This window comes from Agromyces mediolanus (genome assembly GCF_014648575.1).
Classification (GTDB): domain Bacteria; phylum Actinomycetota; class Actinomycetes; order Actinomycetales; family Microbacteriaceae; genus Agromyces; species Agromyces mediolanus.
Genome location: NZ_BMRJ01000001.1, coordinates 1,519,340 through 1,545,070, shown reverse-complemented (window position 1 = coordinate 1,545,070; position 25,731 = coordinate 1,519,340). Strand labels below are relative to the sequence as shown.

The following is a 25,731-nucleotide window of genomic DNA, read 5'->3' as shown; positions in this document are numbered from 1 at the left end:
GCCCCGTCCCGCCCCGAGAGGCCGGGGTCAGGATGCCTCGACGGGCTCCACGGCGCGCGCCAGGAGCTCGACGAGCAACCGCTCGGTGAGCGGCCTCGGCAGGACCTCGACGAGGGCGAGCACCGGCGCGAGTCGCGTCGCGAGCGGCGCCTCGCCGCCGAGCAGCCCCAGCGAGCCCAAGAGCGCGGCCGCCTGGTCCGAGCTCGGCTCGAGCGGTCCGGCTGCGCCCGCGCCGCCCTCGGCGCTCGGCAGGAGCGCCGCGGCAAGCTCCGGCCGGGCGGCGAGGAGCTCGCCGAGTACCGCGGCGCCGTCGATCGGCGGCAGGCCGCGCACCGCGTCGGCCGCGCCGACGAGCGCCGGCAGCAGTTCGGGCAGCACCCGCTCGGTCACGGGCGTGACGGTGAGATGCGCGGTGCGCGGAAGCGCCGCTCCCCCGGGCTGGGCGAAGCCGGGCTGCAGCTGCAGCTGCCAGCCCGCGGCGAGCGCGGCGTCGGCCCAGCGGTGCGGGTCGACCCGCTGCTCGGGCTCGACGTCGAGATCGGACTCGACCGCGAGCAGCGGTCCGATCGGCTCGCCCACGAGGCGCAAGCCGGCGATGCCGCGCACGGCGTCGATGATCGCGGCCGTCGCTCTGGCCGCCTCGGCGGTCAGCTCGGCGAAGCCCGGACGCCCGAGCGCCTGCGTGATGGCCCAGGCCGCGGCGAGCGGACCGGCGGGCTTCGAGCCGGCGAGGGTGGGGTTCACGACCGGGTAGCCGGGCCATCCCGTCGTCGCGAAGTACTGGTGCCGCTGGCGGTCGCGACCGCGGGTGAGCAGCACCGAGACGCCCTTGGGCGCGTAGCCGTACTTGTGCAGGTCGGCGGAGAGGCTCGTGACGCCCGGGACGCGGAAATCCCAGGCGGGGAGCGGCTCGGGCCAGAACGCGAGCGCGAAGCCGCCGATGCAGGCGTCGACGTGGAGCGGGACGCCCGCAGCCTCGGCGAACGCCGCGATCTCGGCGACGGGGTCGAGCGAGGCGAAGGGATACGAGGGGGCGCTCACGACCGCGAGCGCCACGTCGGGCCCGAGACGCTCGGCGAAGGCCGCGGGGTCGGGGCGTCCGTCGTAGGCGCTCACGGGGACGAGTTCGAGCTCGAGGTCGAAGAGCTCGGCGGCCTTATGGAAGGCGGCGTGCACGGTCGACGGGGCGACGAGGCGGGGCCGTCCGGTGCCGCCTGCCGCCCGCCAGACGTCTCGGGCGGTCTTCACGGCGAGCAGGCAGCTCTCGGTGCCGCCGGAGGTGGCCGAGCCGACGACCTCGGCGTCGCCGTGGAAGGCCTCTCGGGCGAAGGCGACGAGCTCGCGCTCCATGACGGCGACCGAGGTGAAGGTGGTGGGGTCGAGCCCGTTCACCGGCTGCACGAGTCGGGCGGCACCGGCGGCGAGCTCGTCGAGTTCCGCCCGGCCGGAGTCGTAGACGTAGGAGAGCACCCGTCCGCCGTGGGTCGGCGCGTCGCCCTCGCGGAGCGCGCCGAGGCGCGCGAGCACCTCGCTCGGGTCCTGCTGGAAGCTCATGCGGTCGTCCTCTCCTCTCCGGCGAGCGCGGCGCCGGCGTCGTCGTCGATGTCCTCGCGCCGGAGCCGGTAGCCGCGCAGCGAGACGAGGCTCGCGGCGACGAGCACGGCGGGAACGACGCTGAAGGCGATCGCGATGCCGGCGACGGCGGAGTCCGGCTGCTGCACGGTGACGCCGGCGGTCGATTCCAGGTAGCCGGTGAGCGCGAGCACGATCGTGAGCACGGTCGCGCCGAGCGCCATGCCCGCGGTCTCCCCCGCGGTCCACACGCCCCCGAAGCTGCCGGCCCGATCGAGGCCGCTCCGGCGCGCGTCGTGCGAGATGACGTCGGGCAGCATCGCCATGGGCAGCGACTGCATGCCGGCGTACGCAGCCCCGGCGATCGCGACGGGCGCGTACACCCACGCACCGGGTGCCCAGACGAGCGCGACCATGCTCGTCGCGGCGAGCGCGAAGAGCGCGCTCGCGACGACGAAGCCGCGCTCCTTGCCGATGCGCCGCGCGACGAGCTGCCAGAGCGGCGTCACGAGCACGGCGGGGGCGATGAGGGAGACGAACAGGAGCGTGACGGCCTGTTCGTCGCGGAGCACCCAGGTCGCGACGAACTGGGCGCCGGCCAGCATGAGGCCGGTGGCGAGGCCCTGCAGCACGAAGGTGCCGAGCAGCGCGCGGAACGGGGCGCTGCGACGGAGGGCGGCGAAGCCTTCCCGGTAGCCCGCGAGCGCGCCCGCGGCGGTCGTCGCGGCACGGTCGGGCGCGGGGGCGCTCGCGGGGGGCGCGCCGCTCCGGCGCGGGGCGATCGTCGTCGCCACGAGCATGCCGGCGCCGATCGCGAGCCCGGCGACGACCGCCATGACGAGGTAGCCGAGGTGCTCGTCGGCGATGGCGCCGCGCAGCTCGGGGCCGCCGGCGCCGAAGAGCAGGATGGCGACGGTGAGCACGACGACGCGCCAGGTGAGCAGCCTCGTGCGCTCGTCGTAGCCGCGGGTGAGCTCGGCGGGCAGGGCGATGTAGGGCACCTGGAAGAGGCTGAAGAAGGTCGCGGTCGCGAGGAACGCGAGGAACACCCAGATCCCGGATGCCACGGGGCCGAGGCCGGGCACGACCGCGAAGGTCAGCGCGAAGCCGATCGGCAGCCCGATCGCCCCGATCAGCATGCCGCGCCGGCGGCTGCCGCTCGTGGCGAGCGCACGGTCGCTGCGTCCGCCGATCCAGGGGTCGATGAGGACGTCCCACACCTTGGCGGCGGTGACGACCGCGCCGGCCGCGAGCGCGGCCACGCCGAGGGTGTCGGTCAGGTAGTAGACGAGGACGAGTCCTGGCAGCGTCGCGAAGCCGCCGGTGCCGATCGAGCCGATCGCGTAGCGGGTGACGACACCGCGCGACAGCGTGCGCTCCGGTGCGGGCATGGAGGCAGCCTAGGGCATCAGGGCTCGAAGTGGGACAGTTGACCTAGACTGTGCGCATGCCAGCGCAGACGGCCTTCGACGCCCTGTACGCGAGCCTCGACGACGATGTGGTCGCCTCGGGCTCCGTCACCCGCCCCGTGCCCACTCCGTCCACCGGCGAGACGCTCCACGAGCTGCCGCAGTCGAGCGCCGACGACGTGCGCGACGCGATCTCTCGCGCGCGGCTCGCGCAGCTCGCCTGGGGCCGTGCCGGCTTCGCGCACCGCCGTCGGGTCCTCCTCCGCGCGCACGAGCTGCTGCTCGAGCGGCGGGAGCTGCTCCTCGACCTCATCCAGCTCGAGAGCGGCAAGACCCGTGGGCAGGGCTTCGAGGAGATCTTCCAGGCGGCGTCCGTGACCCGCTACAACGCCCTCGCCGCGAAGCGGGTGCTGCGCGGACGACGCCGGCGCAGCGGCATCCCGACCGTCGCGACGACCCGGGTGCGCTACCGCTCGAAGGGCGTCGTCGGTGTCATCACGCCGTGGAACTACGCGCTGAGCCTCGCCGCCATGGACGTCGTGCCGGCCCTCGCCGCCGGCTGCGCCGTGGTGCAGAAGGCCGACGACCAGGGCGCGCTCTCCATCCTCGCGTTGCGCCGCGCCTTCATCGAGGCCGGCGTGCCGGAGGCGCTCTGGGCGGTCGTCGCGGGCCCGGCCGGCGAGGTCGGCGAGGCGCTGACCGACGAGGTCGACTACGTCTGCTTCACCGGGTCGACCGCCACCGGGCGCAAGATCGCCGAGAAGGCCGGGCGTCGCCTCGTCGGGGCCTCGCTCGAGCTCGGCGGCAAGAACCCGCTCATCGTGCTCGACGACGTGGATCCCGAGCGGGCGGCGGCCAACGCGGCCCACGCCTGCTTCTCGGCGATGGGCCAGCTCTGCGTGTCGATCGAGCGCATCTACGTGCACCGCGCGGTCGCCGGCCCGTTCCAGAAGGCCCTCGTCGCCGAACTGGCGGCGGCGAAGCTCGGGTCGGCGCTGGACTTCGACGCCGACTTCGGCTCGCTCGCCTCCGCCGCCCAGCTCGAGCGCGTCACCGGCCACCTCGACGACGCGGTCGCGAAGGGCGCCACCGTCCTCGTCGGCGGCACGCCGCGCCCCGACGTCGGCCCCTGGTTCTTCTCGCCGACCGTGCTGACGGGCGTCACGCCAGAGATGCGCGTGTACGCCGAGGAGACCTTCGGCGCCATCGCCTCGCTCTACCTCGTCGACAGCGAGGAGGAGGCGATCCAGGCCGCCAACGCGAGCGAGTACGGGCTGAACGCGGCGATCTTCACCGGATCCGTCGCGCGGGGTCAGCGAGTTGCCGAGCGGCTCGAGGCCGGCAGCGTGAACATCAACGAGGGCTACCGCGGCACGTTCGCCTCGGTCGATGCGCCGATGGGCGGGCAGAAGCAGTCCGGCGTCGGCCGGCGCAACGGTCCGGAGGGCCTGCTGCGCTTCGTCGAGCCGGTCACGATCTCGGCGACGACGGGTCTGCTGCAGCTCCCCCGCTGGGCGGGCGAGTACCGCGAGCAGGCTCCGCTGCTGCTCCTGCTCGCCCGGGGGCTGGCGGCGCTGCGCCGCCGCTGAGGGACGGATGCCTCGGCGCCGTGCTCGGCGCCGGCAGCCCTCGCACGGCCGACTCCCGACTCAGGTCGCTTCGGAGTCGAACGGCGCCGTCTCGTCGGCGCCGAGGGCCTCCCGCTTGCGCTTGCGCTGCAGGTACGCGGAGTTCTCGTTCACCGAGGCGCGGGCGACGACCGGCTTCGGCGCCTCCTCGGCGAAGGGGTCGACGTCGGAGAGGGCCTCGCGGATGATCCGTCGCGGATCGTACTGGCGCGGGTCGAGCTTCTTCCAGTCGACGTCGTCGAAGTCCGGACCCATCTCCTCGCGCATGCGGTCCTTCGCGCCGCTCGCGAGGTCGCGGAGCGAGCGCACGAGACGACCGAGCTGCGCCGCGTAGTGCGGCAGGCGCTCGGGCCCGAGCAGGAAGACGGCGATCACCCCGATGATGAGGAGTTTCTCGAACGTCAGACCGAACACCCATACAGGATAGTCGGCGGCGAGGCGCACCGGTGCACCCGGCTCCCACCCCTATCCTTGGGGGTTGAGAGAGCGGGAGACCGGAAGTGTCCGAACACGACCTGAACTGGAAGTACGCCGACGACGCCGTCGTCGAGAGCGACGCGATCGTCCGCGCCCGACAGCAGTCCCTCGAGCTCGGCATCGACCCGGTCTCGCCCGCGGTCGGCGCGCAGCTCGCCCTGCTCGCCGCCGCCAGTCGCGCCGAGTCGATCATCGAGCTCGGCACCGGCGTCGGCGTCTCCGGGCTGTGGATGCTGCGGCACGCCCGCGGCGCCATGCTCACCTCGATCGACACCGAGACCGAGTACCAGCAGCACGCGCGCCAGCACTTCGCCGACGCCGGCGTGCAGGCGGCCCGCATCCGGCTGATCACCGGCCGCGCCGGCGAGGTGCTCCCCCGCATGAACGAGAGCTCGTACGACCTCGTGTTCGTCGACGCCGACACCGCCTCGGTGATCGAGTACGTCGAGCACGGCCTCCGGCTCGCCCGGCCAGGCGGCAGCGTCGTCGTCGCGCACGCGCTCTGGCGCGGCCGCGTGGCCGACCCCGCGAAGCGGGACGAGACCGCGACCGCCTTCCGCTCGCTCATCTCGGAGCTCGAGGCATCCCCCGCGGTCGCGACGGCCATCTCGCCGGTCGGCGACGGCCTGCTGCAGATCGTGCGGCTCGGCTCCTAGCCGGTCCGCGGACGCCGAGAGGCCCGAGCGCTGCTGCGCTCGGGCCTCTCTCGTGGCGCTGAGCCGTGGGTGCGTCATCGGCACCCGGCCCGACGCGACTCAGACGTTGACTACGCCCCCGAGCACGTCGTACAGCTCTTTCGCCTCGGCGTCGTTGACCGACACCACGAGACGTCCCCCGCCCTCGAGCGGCACACGCACGATGATGAGTCGCCCCTCTTTCACAGCCTCCATCGGCCCGTCTCCGGTGCGTGGCTTCATAGCCGCCATTGAGTTACCCCTTTCGTGGCTGAGCTTCCATTATCTGCCATGTCAGGAGTCCTTCGGAAATCCCGGGCGAGTTGTGTGAAGAATTCACTCGCGCGTCAGGGCGGACTCCAGTCGTACCCGGACACCGCCCAGCACACGTGCAACCACACCCACTGCAGGGCCAGGAACACGACGACGATGCTCCAGCGGTACCACCGTGCGCGCGGCACGGCGAGCGCGCCCACGAGCGGGAACATCGGCATCAGGATGCGGAACGTGCTCGACTGCGGGAAGAACACCGCGAGCAGGTAGAGCCCGTAGGAGGCGAGCCAGAGCCGGAGGTCGACCCCGAGTCGGCGGACGGCCGGCAGGAACAGGGCGAGCGCGAACGCCACGATCAGGGCGGCGACCGCGAACAACCCGAGCCACGCGGGCAGTCCCACGAACTCCGCCCACCAGCCGCCGCCCTGGAACCACGCGGTGAACGGCACGAGCTCCTGGTGCCCGATGTAGCCGGCCCGCCAGGCCAGCTCCGTCTCCGTGTAGCCGGCCGGCACGCCGGTCACCGCCCAGACGACCCCGGGCCAGGCGAACCCGACGGCCGCGGCGAACAGGCCGACGGCGATGACGAGCAGCTGCTCGCGCACCGGGAACGGGTCCTCGCGCCGCCGCCGCCACCGCACCAGGAAGTGCAGCCCCAGTGTCAGGGCGAAGGCGAGCGCGCCCGGCCGGGTGAACGCCCACACGGCCAGCACCGGGACGAGCCAGCCGTAGCGGCGCTCGACGAGCAGCAGCAGCGCCACCGCGAGCAGGAGGGCGCCCAGCGACTCGGCGTAGCCGAACTGCATGATCGGCGAGACCGGTGCGACGGCGAACAGCACGATCGCGAACATCGCCCGGTCGGGCTCCAGGAAGCGGGAGAGCAGGCGGTGCAGCACGAGCGCCGCGCCGAGCCCGGCGGCGAAGGCGAGGAGCACCGAGGCGACGTTCCACGGGATGCCGAGGAACGTCACGCCGCGGACGAGCGCGGGGAACACCGGCAGGAAGGCCCAGGCGTTCTCGGCGACGTGCCCGCGCTCGTCGAGCGGCAGCTCGCCCGGATAGCCGCTCGTCGCGATGATCTGGTACCAGCGGGCGTCCCAGAGGTTGGAGAAGGCGAAGAGGTCCGGCTTCGCGCCCGTCCACGCGTTCGCGAGCTGCCCCTCGGCGAAGACCAGCACGAACACCGTCGTCACCGCGCGGGCGCCCAGCCAGATCAGCGCGACCCGCCCCCACCAGGGCAGGAGTCGCCAGCGCACCCGCGGCGACCACCGCGAGACCCTGACCGTCTCCGGCGACGGAGCGGGCGGCGTCGGCATCGCGGCCTCAGCCGGCGGCGGTCAGCCAGGCGCGCAGGGCGCGCTCGCAGTCGATGATCTGCGCCACGGCGACGCGCTCGTCGTCGGCGTGCGCCTTCAGCGGATCGCCGGGCCCGAAGTTCACCGCCGGGACGCCCATCGCGCTGAACCGGGCGACATCCGTCCAGCCGTACTTCGGGCGGGCCTCGGCGCCGACGGCGCGCACGAACTCCTGCGCGAGCGGATCGTCGAGGCCCGGACGCGCGCCGTCCGCCGCATCCACCACGACGACCTCGAAGCCGTCGAAGAAGGCCGTGACGAACTCGGCCGCCTCCGCCGCGGACTTCGACGGCGCGAAGCGGTAGTTCACCTCGAGCACCGCCTCGTCCGGGATGACGTTGCCCGCGATGCCGCCGCGCACGATCACGGCGTTGAGCCCCTCGCGGTAGGCCAGACCGTCGACCTCGACCGTCTCGGCCTCGTAGGCGGCGAGCTTCGCGAGCGCCGGCGCGAGCTTGTGGATCGCGTTGTCGCCGACCCAGCTGCGGGCGGAGTGCGCGCGCACGCCGCTCGTGCGCACCTCGGCGCGGAGCGTGCCGTTGCAGCCGCCCTCGACCTGCCCGTTCGACGGTTCGCCGAGGATCGCGAAGTCGCCCGCGAGCAGCTCCGGCGCGGTGCGGGCGATGCGGCCGAGGCCGTTCAGGGCGGCGGACACCTCCTCGTGGTCGTACCAGACCCAGGTGACGTCGACGGCGGGCTCGGCGAGCTCGGCGGCGAGCTTCAGCTGCACGGCGACGCCGGCCTTCATGTCCACCGTCCCGCGACCCCAGAGGTACTCGGCGCCGTCGGCGTCGGTCTCGAAGCGGCTCGGCACGTTGCCGTTGATCGGCACCGTGTCGAGGTGGCCGGCGATGACGACCCGGCGGTCCCGACCGAGGTTCGTGCGCGCGACGACGGCGTCGCCGTCGCGGACGAGCTCGAGATGGGCGGCCCCGGCGAGCGCCTGCACCACGAGGTCGGCCAGCGCCCGCTCCGCTCCCGAGACGCTCGGGACGTCGCAGATCGCCCGCGTGATCGTCACGACGTCCGCGGCGAGGTCCAGGGCGGGGGTGGCGTGTGGATCCGGCATCCCCCGAGTCTATGCGGGCGGCTCCGGTCCGGTCGGGTGGTTCCGGGGCCTCGGGCCGACCGGCGGCGTCACATCGCGGCGGTGATCGATACGCTGGAAGGCATGTCCGCGAACGCCGCCCCCGCCTCCGACCGCCGCGCCTGGGCCGACGGCCTCGCCACGATCGCCGCCGACGGCACGGTGCTCGACGCCTGGTTCCCGTCCCCCGCCCTCGGCGGCCTGCCCGCCGGCCGTGAGCGCTGGATCCTCCCCGCCGAGATCGAAGCGCTCACCGGCGCCGACGAGCGGCGCGCCGTCACCATCGAGGCGGTCACCGTCGAGATCGAGCTCGACGCGGCGCCGGCCGGCACCGCCGACGCCTACCTCCGGCTGCACCTGCTCTCGCACCTCCTGGTGCGTCCGAACGGGCTGAACCTCGACGGCGTCTTCGGGCACCTGCCCGCCGTCGTCTGGACGAACGCGGGCCCCGTGCACCCGAGCGACTTCGACCGGCTCCGCCCCGCCCTCCAGCGGCACGGCATCCACGCCACCGGCCTCGACAAGTTCCCGCGGCTGCTCGACTACGTCACGCCCGAGCGGGTGCGCATCGCCGACGCCTCCCGCGTGCGCCTCGGCGCGCACCTCGCGCCGGGCACGACGGTGATGCACGAGGGCTTCGTGAACTTCAACGCCGGCACGCTCGGCTCCTCGATGGTCGAGGGGCGCATCTCGCAGGGCGTCGTCGTCGGCGACGGCAGCGACATCGGCGGCGGCGCCTCGATCATGGGCACCCTCTCGGGCGGCGGCACCCAACGCGTCGAGATCGGCGAGCGCGCCCTGCTCGGCGCGAACTCGGGCATCGGAATCTCGATCGGCGACGACTCGGTCGTGGAGGCCGGCCTCTACGTGACGGCCGGCACGAAGGTCGCGATCGTGGGCGACGGCGAGGAGCGCACGGTGAAGGCGCTGGAGCTCTCCGGACAGCCCGGGCTGCTCTTCCGGCGCAACTCGCTGAACGGCCGGGTCGAGGTGCTGTCCCGCTCGGGCAGCGGGGTCGTGCTCAACGAGGCGCTGCACGCCTGACGGCCCGGCCGCTACCGGAAAGCGGGCTTCCGGTACAGTGAGTGCCCAGGCCGCCGTGTGGCGGCCGCCGTCATGCGCGTCACGAGGGAGTGGCATTGGGCACGGATGCACCGCGGACCCGTCGTTCGGGTCTGCTGAAGTTCCTCATCGGGCTGCTCGTGACCGTGCTCGTCCTCGCGGGCGCCGGCTGGGGCGTCGGCTCGTGGACGGTGCAGCGCTCCTTCCCGCAGACGAGCGGCACCGTCGACGTGCCGGGGCTCGAGGCCGAGGTCACCGTCGAGCGCGATGACGCCGGCGTGCCGACGATCGTCGCGACGAGCGACCACGACCTCTTCCTCGCCCAGGGCTACGTGCACGCGCAGGACCGCTTCTGGGAGATGGACTTCCGCCGCCACGTCACCGCCGGCCGGCTCGCCGAGCTCTTCGGCGCCTCGCAGGTGCCGACCGACACCTTCATCCGCACCCTGAACTGGCGAGGCGTCGCCGAGCAGGAGTACGCGCTCCTCGACGAGGGCACCCGTGCCATCTACGACGCCTACGCGGCAGGCGTGAACGCCTACCTCGCCGAGCGCAGCGGTGCCGAGCTCTCGCTCGAGTACGCGGTGCTCGGCCTGCAGAACCCGGGATACTCCCCCGAGCCGTGGACGGCCGTCGACTCGATCGCGTGGCTCAAGGCGATGGCCTGGGACCTCCGCAGCAACCTCGAGGACGAGATCGATCGGGCCCTCCTCGCGACGGAGCTGCCGCCCGAAGAGGTCGCCCGGCTCCACCCGGCGTTCCCCTTCGCTTCGATGCCCACCATCGTCGGCGGGCCGGCCGCGTCGGCCGCCCCCGCGTCCAGCGGCGAGCCGTCGCCCATCGGCACAAGCCCCGCGGATGCCTCGGACGGGCGTACCGACGAGGCGGCCGCCGCGCTGCGCCAGCTCCGCGGCGCGCTCGACGGCCTCCCCGAGCTGCTCGGTACGGCGGGCGGCGAGATCGGGTCCAACTCCTGGGTCGTCTCGGGCGCGCACACCGAGTCGGGGCTCCCGCTGCTCGCGAACGATCCGCATCTCGGGCCCGCGATGCCGTCGATCTGGTACCAGATGGGGCTGCGCTGCGCCGAACGCTCGGATCGCTGCGGATACGACGTGGCCGGATACACCTTCTCCGGGCTGCCCGGCGTCGTCATCGGGCACAACGACCGCATCGCCTGGGGGTTCACGAACCTCGGCCCGGACGTCGCCGACCTGTTCCTCGAACGCGTCGAGGGCGACGAGTACGAGCTCGACGGGGTCCGGCATCCGCTCGAAGTCCGCGAGGAGACGATCGAGGTCGCCGGCGGCGACCCCGTCGTGGTGACCGTGCGCTCGACCGGCCGCGGCCCCCTCGTCACCGGGATCGGCGAGAGCTTCGCGCGGATCGCCGAGTCCGCCGATGCGGCGGAGCCGGGCACCGGGTCCATCGAGCTCTCGCTCGAGTGGACGGCGCTCACCCCGGGCCGCACGGCGCAGGCGATCTTCGCCCTGAACCGCGCACAGGACTGGGAGGGGTTCCGGCAGGCCGCCGCCCTCTTCGACGTGCCGAGTCAGAACCTCGTCTACGCGGACGTCGACGGGAACATCGGCTATCAGGCCCCCGGCGACATCCCGATCCGCACCGCGGGCGACGGCACCGTGCCCCTGCCTGGCTGGACGAGCGCGAACCGCTGGGCCGGCGCCGTCCCCTTCGAGGAGCTCCCCTCGCTCCTCAACCCCGAGCGCGGCGTCATCGTCACCGCGAACAACGCCGTCACCGCCGACGGCCCCTTCCTCACCGCGGACTGGGATCTCGGCTACCGCGCCGACGGCATCGAACGCCGCCTCGCCGAGGCCCTCGACGGCGGCGCGAAGCTCGGCGCCGAGGATCTCGCCGCGATCCAGCTCGACACCCGAGACGCCAACGCCGAGGCGTTCCTCCCGCTCATCGCGGAGCTGCAGCTGACCGGGGACGCGAAGGCCGGCGCCGACTACCTCGCCGGCTGGGACGCCCATGCCGACGCGGACAGCGGTCAGGCCGCCTACTTCGCGGTGTTCTGGCGCACCCTGCTCGACGGCATGTTCGGCGAGCTCCCCGAGGGCACGCGCCCGGTCGGCGGCGACCGCTGGTTCAGCGTCGTCGGCACCCTGCTCAGCGACCCGGAGTCGCCGTGGTGGAGTGACGAGCAGCGCGGGGTGAGCGGCCGCGACGCGATGATCGCGGACGCCCTCGGCACCGCCTGGTCCGAGACGCGAAGCCTGCTCGGCTCGAACCCCGAGCGGTGGAGCTGGGGCGAGCTGCACACCCTGACGCTCACGAACCAGAGCTTCGGCGAGTCCGGCATCGCGCCGATCGAGTGGCTCTTCAACCGCGGCCCGTACCGGCTCGGCGGCGGCTCGGCGATCGTGAACGCGATCGGCTGGGATGCCTCGCTCGGCTACGGCGTCGACTGGGTGCCCTCGATGCGCATGGTGGTCGACCTCGCCGACTTCGACGACTCCACCTGGGTGAACCTCACCGGGGCGTCCGGGCACGCCTTCCACCGGCACTACGACGATCAGGCCCCGCTCTGGCAGCGGGGCGAGCAGCGCCCGTGGGCGTACTCGCCGGAGGCGGTGGCTGCGGCATCCGTCGACGCCCTGACCCTCCGTCCGGCCGGCTGAGCCGCGGCTGAAACGCGGAACGCCGGCCGCGTCACACGCGGCCGGCGTTCGAGCGACGGAGCCTCAGGCGCCCGGGTAGCGACGCTCCGGCGCCCCCGTGTACAGCTGCTGCGGGCGGCCGATCTTCGTCTGCGGGTCGAGGTTCATCTCGCGCCAGTGCGCGATCCAGCCGGGCAGCCGGCCGATCGCGAAGAGCACCGTGAACATGCGCGTCGGGAAGCCCATCGCCTTGTAGATGACGCCGGTGTAGAAGTCGACGTTCGGGTAGAGCCGGCGCTCCTTGAAGTAGTCGTCCTGCAGCGCGAACTGCTCGAGCTCCTTCGCGATGTCGAGGAGGGGGTCGTTCACGCCGAGGCTCTCGAGCACGGCGTCGGCCGACTCCTTGACGATCTTCGCGCGCGGGTCGTAGTTCTTGTAGACGCGGTGCCCGAAGCCCATGAGCTTCACCCCGTCCTCCTTACGCTTCACGCGCTCGACGAACTTCGCGACGCCCTCGCCGGAGTCCTGGATGCGGGCGAGCATCTGCAGGACCGCCTCGTTCGCGCCGCCGTGCAGCGGACCCGAGAGCGCCTGGATGCCGGCCGAGATCGACGAGTACAGGTTCGCGCCGGTCGAGCCGACGAGCCGCACCGTGGAGGTCGAGGCGTTCTGCTCGTGATCCTCGTGCAGGATGAGGAGGCGGTCGAGCGCGCGAACGAGCGTGGGCTCGAGCACGTAGGGCTCGGCCATGTTGCCGAAGTTCAGCCGCAGGAAGTTCTCGACGAAGTTCAGCGAGTTGTCGGGGTAGAGGAACGCCTGGCCGACGCTCTTCTTGTGCGCGTAGGCGGCGATGACCGGGAGCTTCGCGAGGAGTCGCAGCGTCGTGACCTCGACGTGGTCGGGGTCGTGCGGGTCGGAGGAGCCCTCGTAGTACGTGGACAGCGCGGCGACGGCGCTCGACAGCACGGACATCGGGTGCGCCGTGTGCGGCAGCGCCGAGAAGAAGCGCTTCAGGTCTTCGTGCAGCAGCGTGTGCCGGCGGACCTTGTCGTCGAAGTCGGCCAGCTGATCGGCCGTCGGCAGCTCGCCGTAGATCAGCAGCCAGGCGACCTCGAGGTAGGTCGAGTGCTCGGCGAGCTGCTCGATCGGGTACCCGCGGTAGCGGAGGATGCCCTGCTCACCGTCGATGTAGGTGATCTCGGAGCGGGTCGACGCGGTGTTCACGAAGCCGTAGTCGAGCCCGGTGAGCCCGGTCTGCCGCGTGAGCGTCGAGAGGTCGATGCTGGCGCTGCCCTGCACCGCAGGGGTGATCGGGAACTCGGCGGTGCCGCCCGGGTAGTTCAGCGTCGCGGTCGCGGGGTTCTGCCCGGCCGCGGAGTTCACGACGTCGGTCACGGCGCCTCCTGTGATCGTCATGGTGCGGTCACCTGCCTTCAAGGGTGCAGCCCGGTTGGCGGCCGCTGCCCGAGTACAGCCTAGACGCGCTCGGAGCACACTGTCGCACCCGCCAAAGCATCGCCGGATCCTTGGAGAATGCCGACAATCGACTGTGGATCAGCGCGTCAGCCGCGCAGACGAGCGGCCGCCGCCGCGATGCGGTCGTCGCTCGCGGTGAGCGACAGCCGGACGTGCTGCGGGAAGTGCACGCCGTAGAAGTGGCCGGGTCCGCCGAGGATGCCGAGGCCGGCGAGCCGCTCGATGCTCTCCCAGGCGTCGCGCCCCTCGGTGGCCCAGAGGTAGAGCCCGGCCTCGCTGTGGTCGATGCGGAAGCCGGCCGCCTCGAGCGCCGGCTTCAGCTGCTCGCGGCGCGCCCGGTACCGCTCCTTCTGCTCGACGACGTGCCGATCGTCGCGCAGTGCCGCCACCATCGCCTGCTGGAGCGGGAAGGGCACCATCAGACCGGCGTGCTTTCGGACGGTCGTGATGCGCGAGACGACGCCGCGGCAGCCCGCGACGAACGCCGCGCGGTATCCGGCCATGTTCGACTGCTTGGACAACGAGTAGATCGCGAGGGTGTTGCGGCGGTCGTCGCCGATCACCCGCGGGTCCAGCAGCGAGGGCACGGGGGTCTCGGCCCACTCCCCCTCCCACCCCAGCTCGGCGTAGCACTCGTCGCTCACGATGACGGCCCCGAGCTCGTGGGCGCGGGTGCGGGCGGCCCGCAGTTCGTCGAGGCCGAGCACGCGGCCGTCGGGGTTGCCCGGGCTGTTCAGCCAGATGAGCTTCGTCTCGGCCGGCCACTCCGCGGGATCGTCGGCGGCCATCGCGGTCGCGCCGACGAGCACGGCGCCCATCTCGTAGCTCGGATAGGCGGCCCGCGGATGCACCACCACGTCGCCCTCGCCGAGGCCGAGCAGGAACGGCAGCAGCGCCACCAGCTCCTTCGAGCCGATCGTGGGCAGCACGTTGGCCTCGGTGAGGCCGGTGACGCCGCGGCGGTTCGCGAACCAGCGCACGATCTCGGTGCGGAGCTCGTCGGTGCCGACGGTGGTCGGGTACGCGTGCGCGTCGCTCGCCGCGGCCAGCGCCTCGCGCACGACCGCGGGGGTCTCGTCGACGGGCGAGCCGATCGACAGGTCGACGAGGCCGCCGGGATGCGCCGCCGCCGTGTCGCGGTAGGGCGCCATGAGGTCCCAGGGGTAGTCGGGAAGCTCGCCCCGCGCCATGCTCAGTGCGCCTGCGGGGGAAGAGCGGCGACGATCGGGTGGTCGTACGCGATGACGCCGACCTTGGCGGCGCCGCCGGGCGAGCCGATCTCGTCGAAGAACTCGACGTTCGCCTTGTAGTAGTCGGCCCACTCGTCGGGCAGGTCGTCTTCGTAGTAGATCGCCTCGACGGGGCAGACGGGCTCGCAGGCGCCGCAGTCGACGCACTCGTCGGGGTGGATGTACAGCGACCGCTCGCCCTCGTAGATGCAGTCCACGGGGCACTCGTCGATGCAGGCGCGGTCTTTCACGTCCACGCACGGCAGCGCGATCACATACGTCACGGCTCGTCCCTTCGAAACGGTCGATTCAGTCTAGAGCGGGCTCGAGGCTCACGGCGCGGTCGCGGCGTCACCGGAGGACGCGGGGACGGCGGCGAGCTGCGGCCGACGGCGCTGCGGCAGCGAGGGCCAAGCGATGATCAGTACGGCGATGAGCGCGGGGCCCACCGACCAGACGGTGCCGACGAGGCCGCTCGCGATGAGCACGGATCCCCCGGGGCCGGGCAGCGAGAGCAGCGCGACGATCGCGATGACGCCGACGCCCGCCGCCGCGGCCGCCCAGCGGCCGCCGGCCACGAGTCGGATGCCGAGGAGCAGCGCGGCCACGCCGAGCAGGCCGGCGACGAGCCCCCAGGGGACGACGACGCCGCCGAGCTCAAGACTCTGGCGGTGCCCGATCGTGGCGACGGCGCCGTAGACGAGCCCGATCAGCGCCGCAAGGAGGAGCCCGCCGACCCGGCTCCAGGCCGACGCCGGTGCCGTGTGTCCGGTCACTGGGGCTTCGCCGTCACCGTGAACGCGATGTTCTCGCCATCGCCCGCGACGACTACGAGGTACTTCTCGTTCGTGTAGACCGAGGCGCCGGCGTCGGTGCCCGAGAGCGTCGTGTCGACGGTGAAGCCGGCGCCCTCGAGGGCGGCGGCCGCGTCGGCGACCGGATCTGCGGCCGAGGACGTCATCGTGACCACCCAGCCCTCGCCCGCGGTGCCCGCCGCGAAGACGACCTCGCCCTCCGGCAGCGGCACCTCGGCCGGGAAGTCGGCCGGCAGCTCGCCGCCGAGCGAGACGTCGCCGCCCGTGGCCTCCTCGACCGCGCCCTCGATGCCCTGGTTCACGAGGTCTTCGACCGGATTCGCGAAACAGCCGGTGAGCGCGGTCGCCGTGACGACGGCGGTGGCGGCGAGCAGGCCGAGACGGAGACGAGGATACGCGGCGGACATGCGCCGAGTCTACCGCCGAGCCTGCGCCGCGGACATGGCGTAGCGTGTGGCGGGAGGCCCCGGCCGGGGCGAGTGGGAGGCGGCATGACGAGCGACGACGGCACGGCGACGGGCGAAGGCGGCACCGCACCGGTGGTGCGGCTCGAACGGGACGGACGGACGGCCGTCGTCACGATCGACCGGCCGAAGGCGCTCAACGCGCTCTCCCCCGAGGTCCTCGATGCGCTCGCCGAGGTGATCGCCGAGCTGACCGCCGATCCCGGCGAGCTCGCCGGGGTGCTCCTCGTCGGCGCCGGCGGTCGGGCGTTCGTGGCGGGTGCCGACATCTCGGCGATGGCCGGGCTCACGCCGGACGAGGGGGCGCAGACCGCCGAGCACGGGCACGCCGTGGCCGCGGCCATCGAGGCGCTGCCGCTGCCCGTGATCGCCTGCGTCGACGGCTACGCCCTCGGCGGCGGGCTCGAGCTGGCGCTCGCCTGCGACTTCATCTACGCGACCGAGGCCTCGCGCTTCGGCCAGCCGGAGGTGCACCTCGGGCTCATCCCGGGCTTCGGCGGCACCGTGCGGCTCCCCCGCGCCGTCGGACCCGCCCTCGCGAAGGAGCTCATCTACACCGGCCGGCAGCTCGACGTCGATGAGGCCGTGCGAGTCGGGCTCGTGACGCGACGCTTCGACGACCGCGAGGCGCTGCTCGCCGGCGCGCGCGAGACCGTGCAGCTCATCGGCCGGAACGCGAGCACGGCGGTGGGCCTCGCCAAGCGGGTGCTCGTGGGTGCGGCGGGCACGCCGACCGCGACCGCGACGCTGCTCGAGATCGAGGGCTTCCGCGACGCGTTCCGCACCGAGGACATGCGCGAGGGCGTCGCCGCCTTCCTCGAGAAGCGCGAGCCGGACTTCACCGGGCGCTGATCCGCGCCCCGTCCCTTCGAGGGCTCAGCCGAGCCGAGCGCTCAGCCAGGCCATGCCGTCGAAGCGGGCACCGTCGGACCCGTACATCTCGAGGTGCAGGTGCGGGCCGGTCGACTGGCCGGTGGAACCGATCTTGCCGAGCTGCTGGCCGGCGGTCACGCGGTCGCCGGTCGCCACTTCGAGCGAACCGAACTGCATGTGCGAGTAGGAGCTCGTCAGCAGTTCGCCGTCGATGTTGTGCTGCACCTCGACGTTCACGCCGAGGCCGCCGCCGTTCTCCGTCGCCGTGACGACCACGCCGTCGGCGATCGACATGACGGGCGTGCCGACCCCGGGGATGAAGTCGACGCCCTTGTGGAACGTCGAGCAGCCCGCGCACGGGGCGGATCGCGGGCCGAAGCCGTCACTGATCCGACCGGGGTTGGTGACCGGCCAGACGATGGCGTCGGTGCGCTGAATCTCGACGGTGCCGAAGCCGGCGACCGAGGAGGCGATGGGCGGCGGCGCCGCGACGGCGGTGAACTCGTCGACGGCCACGTCGGCGGCGATGACGCCGTCGCCGACCTCGAGCTCCTGGACCTTCGGCGCGAGCACGTCGACGACGGGCGCGTAGACCGAGGCGGTCGGCTCGGTGGAGGTCGCGGTGACCGCGAGGGCCGGCAGGCTCGTGGCGACCATCATGCCGCCGGCGAAGGTCATGCCGAGCGTCGCGAGGAGGCGCTTGGTGGGCGGGGGGCTGGTGCGGCGGCGTCGAGCCGGCCGAGCGGCCGCGCGGCGGCCGCGGGATGCAGGGGGAGTCGTCATGCGTTTCGTATCGGGTTCGTGCGTTCGTTATCGAATCTTTATCAGGGGGCCTCGGCTACCGTACGCGGGATTCCCTGAAAGCTTCATCCGAATGCATGGACCCTGTGGAGGAAGTCCCAGCGAGGCATCCCGACTCCGTGGTCCGCTGAGCCCGTCGAAGCGCCCCGCCCGGAGACGACGGATGCCGCGGGCCGAAGCCCGCGGCATCCGTGCTGCGTCCCTGGAATCCCGGGTCAGCCCTGCTTCTTGAGCCGCGAGGTGGCGCGAGCGCGCGCGGTCGCGTCGAGCTCGACCTTGCGGATGCGCACCTTCTCGGGCGTGACCTCGACGCATTCGTCCTCGCGGGCGAACTCCAGGCACTCCTCCAGGGTGAGCTGGCGCGACGGCGTCATCGATTCGAAGGTGTCGGCCGTCGACGAACGCATGTTCGTCAGCTTCTTCTCCTTCGTGATGTTCACGTCCATGTCGTCGGCGCGCGAGTTCTCGCCGATGACCATGCCCTCGTAGACCTCCTCGGTCGGGTTCACGAAGAACGACATGCGCTCCTGCAGCGCGATGATCGCGAACGGGGTGACGACCCCGGCGCGGTCCGCGACGATGGAGCCGTTGTTGCGCGTCGTGATGGTGCCGGCCCACGGCTCGTAGCCGTGCGAGATCGCGTTCGCGATGCCCGTGCCGCGGGTGATCGTGAGGAACTCGGTGCGGAAGCCGATGAGGCCGCGGCTCGGCACGATGAACTCCATCCGGACCCAGCCGGTGCCGTGGTTCGACATGTTGTCCATGCGGCCCTTGCGAGCGGCCAGGAGCTGCGTGATCGCGCCGAGGTACTCCTCGGGGGCGTCGATGGTCAGGTGCTCGAAGGGCTCGTGCACCTTGCCGTCGATCTGCTTGGTGACCACCTGCGGCTTGCCGACCGTGAGCTCGAAGCCCTCGCGGCGCATCTGCTCGACGAGGATCGCCAGGGCGAGCTCGCCGCGACCCTGCACCTCCCAGGCGTCCGGACGGCCGATGTCGACCACCTTGAGCGAGACGTTGCCGATGAGCTCGCGGTCGAGCCGGTCCTTGACCATGCGGGCGGTGAGCTTGTGCCCCTTCACCTTGCCGACGATCGGCGAGGTGTTGGTGCCGATCGTCATCGAGATCGCGGGGTCGTCGACGTGGATCGCGGGCAGCGGGCGCACGTCCTCCGGGTCGGCGAGCGTCTCGCCGATGGTGATGTCCTCGATGCCCGCGACGGCGATGATGTCGCCGGGGCCGGCGTCCTCCGCGGGGAAGCGCTCGAGCGCCTTCGTCTTCAGCAGCTCGGTGATGCGTACGTTCGAGTGGCTGCCGTCGTGGCGCACCCAGGCGACCGTCTGCCCCTTCTTGATGCGGCCGTTGAAGACGCGCAGCAGCGCGAGGCGGCCGAGGAACGGCGAGGAGTCGAGGTTCGTGACCCAGGCCTGCAGCGGGGCCTCGTCGTCGTAGCTCGGCGCCGGGACGTGCTCAAGGATCGCCTCGAAGAGCGGCTCGAGGTCGCCGTTGTCGGGCAGCTCGCCGTTCGCGGGACGGTTGCGCGAGGCGCGGCCGGCCTTGCCGGAGGCGTACACGACGGGCACGTCGAGCAGCGCGTCGACGTCGAGGTCGGGCACGTCGTCGGAGAGGTCGCTGGCGAGGCCGAGCAGCAGATCGTGGCTCTCCTCCTCGACCTCGGCGATGCGGGCGTCGGGGCGGTCGGTCTTGTTCACGAGGAGGATGACCGGCAGGCGGGCCTCGAGCGCTTTGCGGAGCACGAAGCGGGTCTGCGGCAGCGGGCCCTCGGAGGAGTCGACGAGCAGCACGACGCCGTCGACCATCGACAGCCCGCGCTCGACCTCGCCGCCGAAGTCGGCGTGGCCGGGGGTGTCGATCACGTTGATCGTGACCGGGCCGTCCGTCGCGTGCACGCCGTTGTACTCCACCGCCGTGTTCTTGGCGAGGATCGTGATGCCCTTCTCACGCTCGAGCTCGTTCGAGTCCATGGCGCGATCGTCGACGTGCGCGTGCTCCGCGAAGGAGTTCGTCTGCTTGAGCATGGCGTCGACGAGCGTCGTCTTGCCGTGGTCGACGTGGGCGACGATCGCGACGTTGCGCAGATCGGTGCGGTGGGCGAGCGCCATGAAGGAAAGCTCCTGTCGGTGGATGATCGGCCGGACTCGGCCGCCTGACATCGTATCGCACGCTGGAGAACGCCTCGGCACGCGGTTCCCAGACTCCGCGTCGGCACGCCGAAGGCCCGGCCGGTTGACACCGGCCGGGCCCTCGAACGGATCGGATCAGACGCCGAGCGGGATGTTCGCCCCCGGGATCGCGGCGAGCAGGTCCTTGGTGTACTGCTGCTGCGGGTTCTCGAACACCTCGTCGGTGGTCGCGGCCTCGACGATGCGCCCCTTCTGCATCACGCAGACGTTGTCCGCGATGACCCGCACGACCGCGAGGTCGTGCGTGATGAAGAGGTAGGTGAGCCCGAGCTCGGCCTGGAGATCGGCGAGCAGGCGCAGGATCTGCGCCTGCACGAGCACGTCGAGGGCCGAGACGGCCTCGTCGAGCACGACGATCTCGGGCTTCAGCGCGAGCGCCCGTGCGATGGCGATGCGCTGGCGCTGACCGCCGGAGAGCTCGTTCGGGTAGCGGCCGACGAGGGTCCGCGGCAGCGAGACCTGGTCGAGCAGCTCGAACACGCGCTCGCGGCGCGACGCCTTGGTGCCCACCTTGTGGGTCATCAGCGGCTCGCCGATCGTGTTGCCGATGTTGCGGAGCGGGTTCAGCGAACCGTAGGGGTCTTGGAAGACCGGCTGCATGCGGCTGCGGAGCGCGAAGAGCTCCTTGCCGCGCACGTTCGCGAGATCGGCGCCGCCGACGAGGATGCGACCGGAGGTCGAGTCCTCGAGCTTCAGCAGCATCTTCGCGACGGTCGACTTGCCCGAACCCGATTCGCCGACGAGCGCCGTGGTGGTGCCCTTCGCGATCTGGAACGAGACGCTGTCGACGGCCGTGAAGTCGCCCGTGCCGCGGATCTTGTAGACCTTGGTCAGGTCCTCCACGACGATCGCCGGCGGCTGGGCCGCGGCGGTCTCGAGCGCCTCCGCCCGGGCCTCCGCCGTGGCGATCAGGTCGATCGCCTCGCCCGCCGCGGACGCGGCGTCCTCGCCCATCGAGTCCTCGGCGGCCTTGATGCTGCCGGTGGCCTGGATGCGGCGCGAGGCGAGGCTCGGCGCCGCGGCGACGAGGCGCTGCGTGTACGGGTGCTGCGGGTTCTGCAGGATCTGCAGCGACGGGCCCGACTCCACCACGCGGCCCTTGTACATCACGACGAGCTGCTCGGCGCGCTCGGCGGCGAGGCCCAGGTCGTGCGTGATGAACAGCAGCGTGGTGCCGAGCTCGCGGGTGAGCGACTCGAGGTGGTCGAGGATGACCCGCTGCACCGTCACGTCGAGCGCCGAGGTGGGCTCGTCGGCGATGAGCAGCTGCGGGTTCGCCGCGAGCCCCATGCCGATGAGCACGCGCTGGCGCATGCCGCCCGAGAACTGGTGCGGGAACTGCTTCAGGCGGCGGTCCGCATCCTGGAGGCCGGCCTCCTTCAGCACCTCGATCGCGCGCGCCTTGACGGCCTTGCGCTCGCTCGCGATGCCGTTCGCGCGGATCGCCTCCTCGACCTGGAAGCCGATCGACCAGACCGGGTTCAGGTTCGACATCGGGTCCTGCGGGACGAAGCCGACCTTGCGGCCGCGGATGGACTCCATCTCGTGCTTCGTCGCCTTGGTCAGGTCCTGCCCGTCGAGGAGGATCTGGCCGCCGGTGATCTCGCCGGAGCCCGGCAGCAGGTTGATGATCGCGTGCGCGGTCGTCGACTTGCCGGAGCCCGACTCCCCCACGATCGCGAGGCTCTGCCCGCGGTAGAGGGTGATGTCGACGCCGTCGACCGCGGTGACCATGCCGGTCTGCGTCTTGAAGCCGACCTTCAGATCCTTGATCTCGAGCAGGGGTCGCTCGTCGTCGGTACGGGGTTCGGGCACGGAGCTTCCGATCGTCTTCTGGGTCTCGATCTCGGTCATCGACGTGCCCTCGCCTTCGGGTCGAGCGCGTCGCGGATGACCTCGCCGAGCATGATGAAGCTCAGCACGGTCACGCTCAGCGCGATCGACGGGAGGATCAGCGTCTGCGGCGCGGTGCGGAGGTCGCGCTGCGCCTGGCTGATGTCGTTACCCCACGACATGATGCTCGACGGCAGGCCGACGCCGAGGAACGACAGGGTCGCCTCCGCGACGATCGCCGAGGCGAGCGAGATGGTGGTGATCACGATGACCGGGGCGATCGAGTTCGGCAGCACGTGCCGGAGCAGGATGCGGAACCGGGAGACGCCGAGGGCGGTGGCCGCCATCACGAAGTCGGAGTTCTTCACCCTCAGGATCTCGGCTCTCAGCACACGCGCCGTGGCCGGCCACGCGAAGATGCCGATCGCCAACGCGATCGTCCAGATGCTCGCGTACTTCGAGAGCACCGACATGACGACGACGGCCGCGAGGATGTAGGGGATCGAGAAGAAGATGTCGCCGAGACGCGAGAGCACCGAGTCGACCCAGCCGCCGTAGAAGCCGGCGAAGGCGCCGAACAGGATGCCGAGCACCGCCACGAGCACCGTCACGATGAGGCCGACCGACAGCGAGGTCGAGGTGCCGTGGATGATGCGCGAGTAGATGTCGCAGCCCTGCTTGGTGAAGCCGAGCGGGTGCCCGGGCGCGGGGCCGGCGTTGCTGTTCGAGAGCTGGCAGTCGTTGTTCGGCGGCACCTGGGTGAACAGGCCCGGGAACAGGGCGACCACGACGACGAGCAGGATGATCGCCGCGGAGATCCAGAACATCGGGCGGCGGCGGACGTCGGCCCAGGCGTCGCGCCAGAGGTTCGAGGGCTTGCCCTCGGCCTTGACGGCGTCGATGGCGACGAGCGGGGTCTCCTCGACCGGGGCGACGTAGTGCTGCTGGGTGGATCGGGTGTTACTTGACATAGCGGATCCTCGGGTCGAGAACGGCGTACAGCAGATCCACCAGGAGGTTCACGATGAGGTAGATCAGCACCATGACGGTCACGAAGGAGACGACGGTCGGTCCCTCCCCGCGGATGATCGCCTGGTAGAGGGTGCGACCGACGCCGGGCACGTTGAAGATGCCCTCGGTCACGGTGGCGCCCACCATGAGCACGCCGAAGTCCACGGCGATGTAGGTCACGACCGGGATGAGCGAGTTGCGCAGGATGTGCACGGGGACGATGCGTCGCCGGGACAGGCCCTTGCTCGCGGCGGTGCGAACGAAGTCCTGGCCGTCCGTCTCGATGACCGACGCCCTCGTCAGTCGGACGATCTGCGCGAAGCTTCCCGTGGCCAGCACCATCGCCGGCAATATCAGGTCTTGGATCGGCGCTCCGGAGCCTACGGTCGTCCTGAACCAGCCGAGCTGGACGCCGAAGATGTACTGCGCGGTGAAGGCGACGACGAAGATCGGCAGCGAGATGAGGATGAGGCTCACCACGAGCGCGCTCGCGTCGAAGATGCCGCCCTTGCGCAGGCCCGAGATGAGCCCGATGAGGATGCCGCCGACGGCGAGGAACACCGTGGCGATCGCGGCGAGCTGGAGCGTCACCGGGAAGGTGCGGGCCAGGATGTCGGAGACGGGCTCGCCCGAGAAGGAGATGCCGAAGTCGCCGCGGAAGATGCCGCCGAGGAACAGCAGGTACTGGACGATGAACGGCTTGTCGAGGTTGTAGCGCTCGCGCACCGCCTCGAGGACCTGTGGGGGCGGGGTCTTGTCACCGAACAGGGCGACGACGGGGTCGCCCGGCATGGCGAAGACCATGAAGTAGATCAGGAAGGTGGTGCCGAGCAAGACAGGGATCGCCTGCAGCAGTCGGCGCAGGATGTAGCCGGCCATGGATCAGGCCTCGGCTTCTGCGGTTGTGGACATTATTGGAAGAAACCTCACCGTTGTGGAGTCGCCCTACGATGCTACGCCGATCGCGACACCGCAGGATACGTGGGTGTGGGGCGGCGGTCTGATGACCGCCGCCCCACGGGCGCCTCAGAGTCTAACCCTGAGTCGTCGCAGGCTGGGAACTACTCCGCAGCCTTGGTGATCTGGTAGTACAGCGGAACCGAGTTCCAGCCGAACTCCACGTTGTCCACGGTGTCGTTCCACGCGCCGTTGACGTTCGAGTACCACAGCGGGACCGCGGGGAGGTCCTTGAACAGGATCTCCTGGACCTGCTGGAACTTCTCGTTCGCGGCGTCGATGTCGGTCTCCGCACGGCCTTCCTTCAGGAGGGCGTCGACCTCGGGGTTCGAGTAGTCACCGTCGTTCGAACCGGCACCGGTGCCGTACAGCGGCCCGAGGAAGTTGAACAGCGCCGGGTAGTCGGCCTGCCAACCGCTGCGGAACGCGGTCTGGATGGTGCGGTTGGTGATCTCGGTGCGCGCCTCGGCGAAGGTCGGGTACGGGTTGCCCGACGCGTCGATGCCGAGGTTGTTCTTCAGCTGGTTCGACACGGCGTCGACCCAGCCCTGGTGGCCGCCGTCGGCGTTGTAGGCGATCTGGAAGGTGCCGCTCCACGGTGCGATGGCGTCGGCCTGGGCCCACAGCTCCTTCGCCTTCTCCGGGTTGAACTCGAGGACCTCCGAGCCGGGCACGTCCTCCGAGTAGCCGTCGATGACGGGCGAGGTGAAGTCGTGCGCGGGGGTGCGGGTGCCCTCGAAGATCACGTCGGTGATCTCCTCGCGGTTGATCGCCATCGAGATGGCGGCGCGACGGAGCTGGCCTTCCTCACCCGAGAAGTGCGGCAGGCGCGCGGGGATGGTGAAGGACTGGAAGATCGCCGCGGCCTGGTTGACCGAGCGGTCCGGGAACTCGTCGGCGTAGCTGGCGAGCGCCGCCTCCGGGATCTGGTCGACGACGTCGACGTTGCCGCCCTGCAGGTCGGCGTACGAGGCGTCCTGCGAGGCGTAGAAGATGATGTCGAGCCCGCCGTTCTGCGCCTTGCGCGGACCGTCGTAGTCGGGGTTCGTGACGAGGCTGATCTCCTCGTTGTGCTTCCAGGCGCCCTCGCCGTCGAGCATGTACGGACCGTTGCCGACCGGGTTCTCACCGAACGCGTCGAGGTCTTCCCACGCCGACTCGGGGAGCGGGTAGAACGCCGAGTAGCCGAGGCTGAGCGGGAAGTCCGACTCGGGCTGCACGAGCGCGACCGTGAAGGTCAGGTCGTCGACGACCTTGAGGCCCGAGAGCTCGGGGCGGTTCTCGTCGAGCGAGAAGCCCTCGATGTCGCCGAAGAAGTAGCTCGAGAGCTGCGCGTTGTCGAGCGCCGCGCCGTAGTTCCACGCCTTGACGAACGACTCGGCGTTCACCGGGTCGCCGTTCGTGAACTTCAGGTCGGGCTTGATCTTGATGGTGTAGTTCTGGGCGTCGTCGGACTCGATGGACTCCGCGACGTCGTTGTGCACGGCACCCTTGGCGTCGTAGTACACCAGACCGGCGAAGATCGCGTCGAGGATCTTGCCGCCGCCGACCTCGTTGGTGTTGGTCGGGATCAGCGGGTTCTGGGGCTCGGAACCGTTGGTCGTGATGATGGCCGACGAGTCGCCGGCAGCACCGCTCGACGACGGCGAACCGCTCGTGCAACCGGTGAGCGTGAGCGCCCCGGCCGCAGCAAGAGCAATGGCGGCAACGCCGATTCTCTTGATCTTCAATGTTCCTCCTGTGAGATGTGCGCATGCAGGCACGGCTTCTGGCCGCGCCCGAGCGCTGGTAAATCGAGGCTAAGGAGTCCTCTCACTCGAAGCAAACTCCGCGGCCAAACCGTTACCGACGCGAAACCTGGCGACCCTCGACGCGCCGCATTCCGACGCGTATGCGCAGGAATCTTGCGTTCT

The 25,731-nt window shown here is 71.4% G+C and carries 22 protein-coding genes; 5 read left to right on the top strand and 17 right to left on the bottom strand.

What is annotated here, in order from left to right; genetic code table 11:
- Nucleotides 1–27: 27 nt before the first annotated feature.
- On the bottom strand, nt 28–1,554 hold the full coding sequence (locus IEY71_RS07310; protein WP_189084579.1) for a pyridoxal phosphate-dependent decarboxylase family protein: 1,527 nt from the start codon (nt 1,552–1,554) through the stop codon (nt 28–30).
- Nucleotides 1,551–2,963, bottom strand: a complete 1,413-nt coding sequence (locus IEY71_RS07305; RefSeq protein WP_189084578.1) for an MFS transporter — start codon at nt 2,961–2,963, stop codon at nt 1,551–1,553. Before IEY71_RS07305 ends, IEY71_RS07310 begins: the two co-directional genes overlap by 4 nt.
- Nucleotides 2,964–3,019: 56 nt before the next feature.
- Here IEY71_RS07305 and IEY71_RS07300 point away from each other — a divergent pair, with 56 nt between their 5' ends.
- A complete protein-coding gene (locus IEY71_RS07300; protein ID WP_189084577.1) occupies nt 3,020–4,570 on the top strand; it encodes a succinic semialdehyde dehydrogenase in 1,551 nt (516 codons plus the stop codon).
- Nucleotides 4,571–4,630: 60 nt separating this feature from the next.
- Here IEY71_RS07300 and IEY71_RS07295 read toward each other — a convergent pair whose 3' ends face one another.
- The gene (locus IEY71_RS07295) at nt 4,631–5,023 is read right to left on the bottom strand and encodes a sec-independent translocase (protein WP_189084576.1); all 393 of its coding nucleotides are present in this window, start codon (nt 5,021–5,023) and stop codon (nt 4,631–4,633) included.
- 86 nt (nt 5,024–5,109) lie between these two features.
- Between IEY71_RS07295 and IEY71_RS07290 the strand changes: the two genes are divergently transcribed.
- Complete coding sequence (locus tag IEY71_RS07290) at nt 5,110–5,742, top strand: O-methyltransferase (RefSeq protein ID WP_189084575.1); 633 nt, start codon at nt 5,110–5,112, stop codon at nt 5,740–5,742.
- Nucleotides 5,743–5,841: 99 nt separating this feature from the next.
- Here IEY71_RS07290 and IEY71_RS07285 read toward each other — a convergent pair whose 3' ends face one another.
- The 3 genes from IEY71_RS07285 to dapE all read right to left on the bottom strand — a co-directional run bounded on the left by IEY71_RS07285 (nt 5,842) and on the right by dapE (nt 8,457).
- A complete protein-coding gene (locus IEY71_RS07285) occupies nt 5,842–6,012 on the bottom strand; it encodes a DUF3117 domain-containing protein (protein WP_189084574.1) in 171 nt (56 codons plus the stop codon).
- Between the two features lie 95 nt (nt 6,013–6,107).
- On the bottom strand, nt 6,108–7,289 hold the full coding sequence (locus tag IEY71_RS07280; RefSeq protein WP_229781566.1) for a putative hexosyltransferase: 1,182 nt from the start codon (nt 7,287–7,289) through the stop codon (nt 6,108–6,110).
- Between the two features lie 67 nt (nt 7,290–7,356).
- Nucleotides 7,357–8,457 carry a succinyl-diaminopimelate desuccinylase gene (dapE, locus tag IEY71_RS07275; RefSeq protein WP_189084573.1) on the bottom strand — a complete coding sequence of 367 codons (1,101 nt, stop codon included), beginning with the start codon at nt 8,455–8,457 and terminating at the stop codon, nt 7,357–7,359.
- 102 nt (nt 8,458–8,559) lie between these two features.
- Here dapE and dapD point away from each other — a divergent pair, with 102 nt between their 5' ends.
- Nucleotides 8,560–9,519, top strand: coding sequence for a 2,3,4,5-tetrahydropyridine-2,6-dicarboxylate N-succinyltransferase (gene dapD, locus IEY71_RS07270; RefSeq protein WP_189084572.1), 960 nt, complete (start codon nt 8,560–8,562; stop codon nt 9,517–9,519).
- Nucleotides 9,520–9,608: 89 nt separating this feature from the next.
- Complete coding sequence (locus IEY71_RS07265) at nt 9,609–12,179, top strand: penicillin acylase family protein (RefSeq protein WP_373292250.1); 2,571 nt, start codon at nt 9,609–9,611, stop codon at nt 12,177–12,179.
- 63 nt (nt 12,180–12,242) lie between these two features.
- On the opposite strand, the gene IEY71_RS07260 is transcribed toward IEY71_RS07265, so the two are convergent.
- The 5 genes from IEY71_RS07260 to IEY71_RS07240 form a co-directional block, all read right to left on the bottom strand.
- Nucleotides 12,243–13,574, bottom strand: a complete 1,332-nt coding sequence (locus IEY71_RS07260; protein WP_189084570.1) for a citrate synthase — start codon at nt 13,572–13,574, stop codon at nt 12,243–12,245.
- A gap of 146 nt (nt 13,575–13,720) precedes the next feature.
- Complete coding sequence (dapC, locus tag IEY71_RS07255; RefSeq protein ID WP_189084569.1) at nt 13,721–14,824, bottom strand: succinyldiaminopimelate transaminase; 1,104 nt, start codon at nt 14,822–14,824, stop codon at nt 13,721–13,723.
- 2 nt (nt 14,825–14,826) lie between these two features.
- Nucleotides 14,827–15,147 carry a ferredoxin gene (fdxA, locus tag IEY71_RS07250; RefSeq protein WP_189084568.1) on the bottom strand — a complete coding sequence of 107 codons (321 nt, stop codon included), beginning with the start codon at nt 15,145–15,147 and terminating at the stop codon, nt 14,827–14,829.
- Between the two features lie 48 nt (nt 15,148–15,195).
- A complete protein-coding gene (locus IEY71_RS07245; protein ID WP_189084567.1) occupies nt 15,196–15,639 on the bottom strand; it encodes a hypothetical protein in 444 nt (147 codons plus the stop codon).
- A complete protein-coding gene (locus IEY71_RS07240; protein ID WP_189084566.1) occupies nt 15,636–16,085 on the bottom strand; it encodes a hypothetical protein in 450 nt (149 codons plus the stop codon). Before IEY71_RS07240 ends, IEY71_RS07245 begins: the two co-directional genes overlap by 4 nt.
- Nucleotides 16,086–16,169: 84 nt before the next feature.
- Here IEY71_RS07240 and IEY71_RS07235 point away from each other — a divergent pair, with 84 nt between their 5' ends.
- Nucleotides 16,170–16,994, top strand: coding sequence for an enoyl-CoA hydratase/isomerase family protein (locus IEY71_RS07235; RefSeq protein ID WP_189084565.1), 825 nt, complete (start codon nt 16,170–16,172; stop codon nt 16,992–16,994).
- Nucleotides 16,995–17,018: 24 nt separating this feature from the next.
- On the opposite strand, the gene IEY71_RS07230 is transcribed toward IEY71_RS07235, so the two are convergent.
- The 6 genes from IEY71_RS07230 to IEY71_RS07205 form a co-directional block, all read right to left on the bottom strand.
- Nucleotides 17,019–17,798, bottom strand: a complete 780-nt coding sequence (locus IEY71_RS07230) for a M23 family metallopeptidase (protein ID WP_189084564.1) — start codon at nt 17,796–17,798, stop codon at nt 17,019–17,021.
- 233 nt (nt 17,799–18,031) lie between these two features.
- Nucleotides 18,032–19,936: a translational GTPase TypA gene (gene typA, locus IEY71_RS07225; RefSeq protein ID WP_189084563.1), complete on the bottom strand. Its 1,905-nt coding sequence runs from the start codon at nt 19,934–19,936 to the stop codon at nt 18,032–18,034.
- A 156-nt stretch (nt 19,937–20,092) separates the two neighbouring features.
- Nucleotides 20,093–21,871, bottom strand: a complete 1,779-nt coding sequence (locus IEY71_RS07220) for a dipeptide ABC transporter ATP-binding protein (RefSeq protein WP_189084562.1) — start codon at nt 21,869–21,871, stop codon at nt 20,093–20,095.
- Nucleotides 21,868–22,821 carry an ABC transporter permease gene (locus IEY71_RS07215; RefSeq protein ID WP_189084561.1) on the bottom strand — a complete coding sequence of 318 codons (954 nt, stop codon included), beginning with the start codon at nt 22,819–22,821 and terminating at the stop codon, nt 21,868–21,870. Before IEY71_RS07215 ends, IEY71_RS07220 begins: the two co-directional genes overlap by 4 nt.
- Nucleotides 22,811–23,740: an ABC transporter permease gene (locus tag IEY71_RS07210; RefSeq protein WP_189084560.1), complete on the bottom strand. Its 930-nt coding sequence runs from the start codon at nt 23,738–23,740 to the stop codon at nt 22,811–22,813. The genes IEY71_RS07215 and IEY71_RS07210 overlap by 11 nt, the downstream gene beginning before the upstream one ends.
- 182 nt (nt 23,741–23,922) lie before the next feature.
- Nucleotides 23,923–25,548 (bottom strand): peptide ABC transporter substrate-binding protein, encoded by a 1,626-nt coding sequence (locus IEY71_RS07205; RefSeq protein ID WP_189084559.1) that lies wholly within the window; start codon nt 25,546–25,548, stop codon nt 23,923–23,925.
- Nucleotides 25,549–25,731 lie beyond the last annotated feature (183 nt).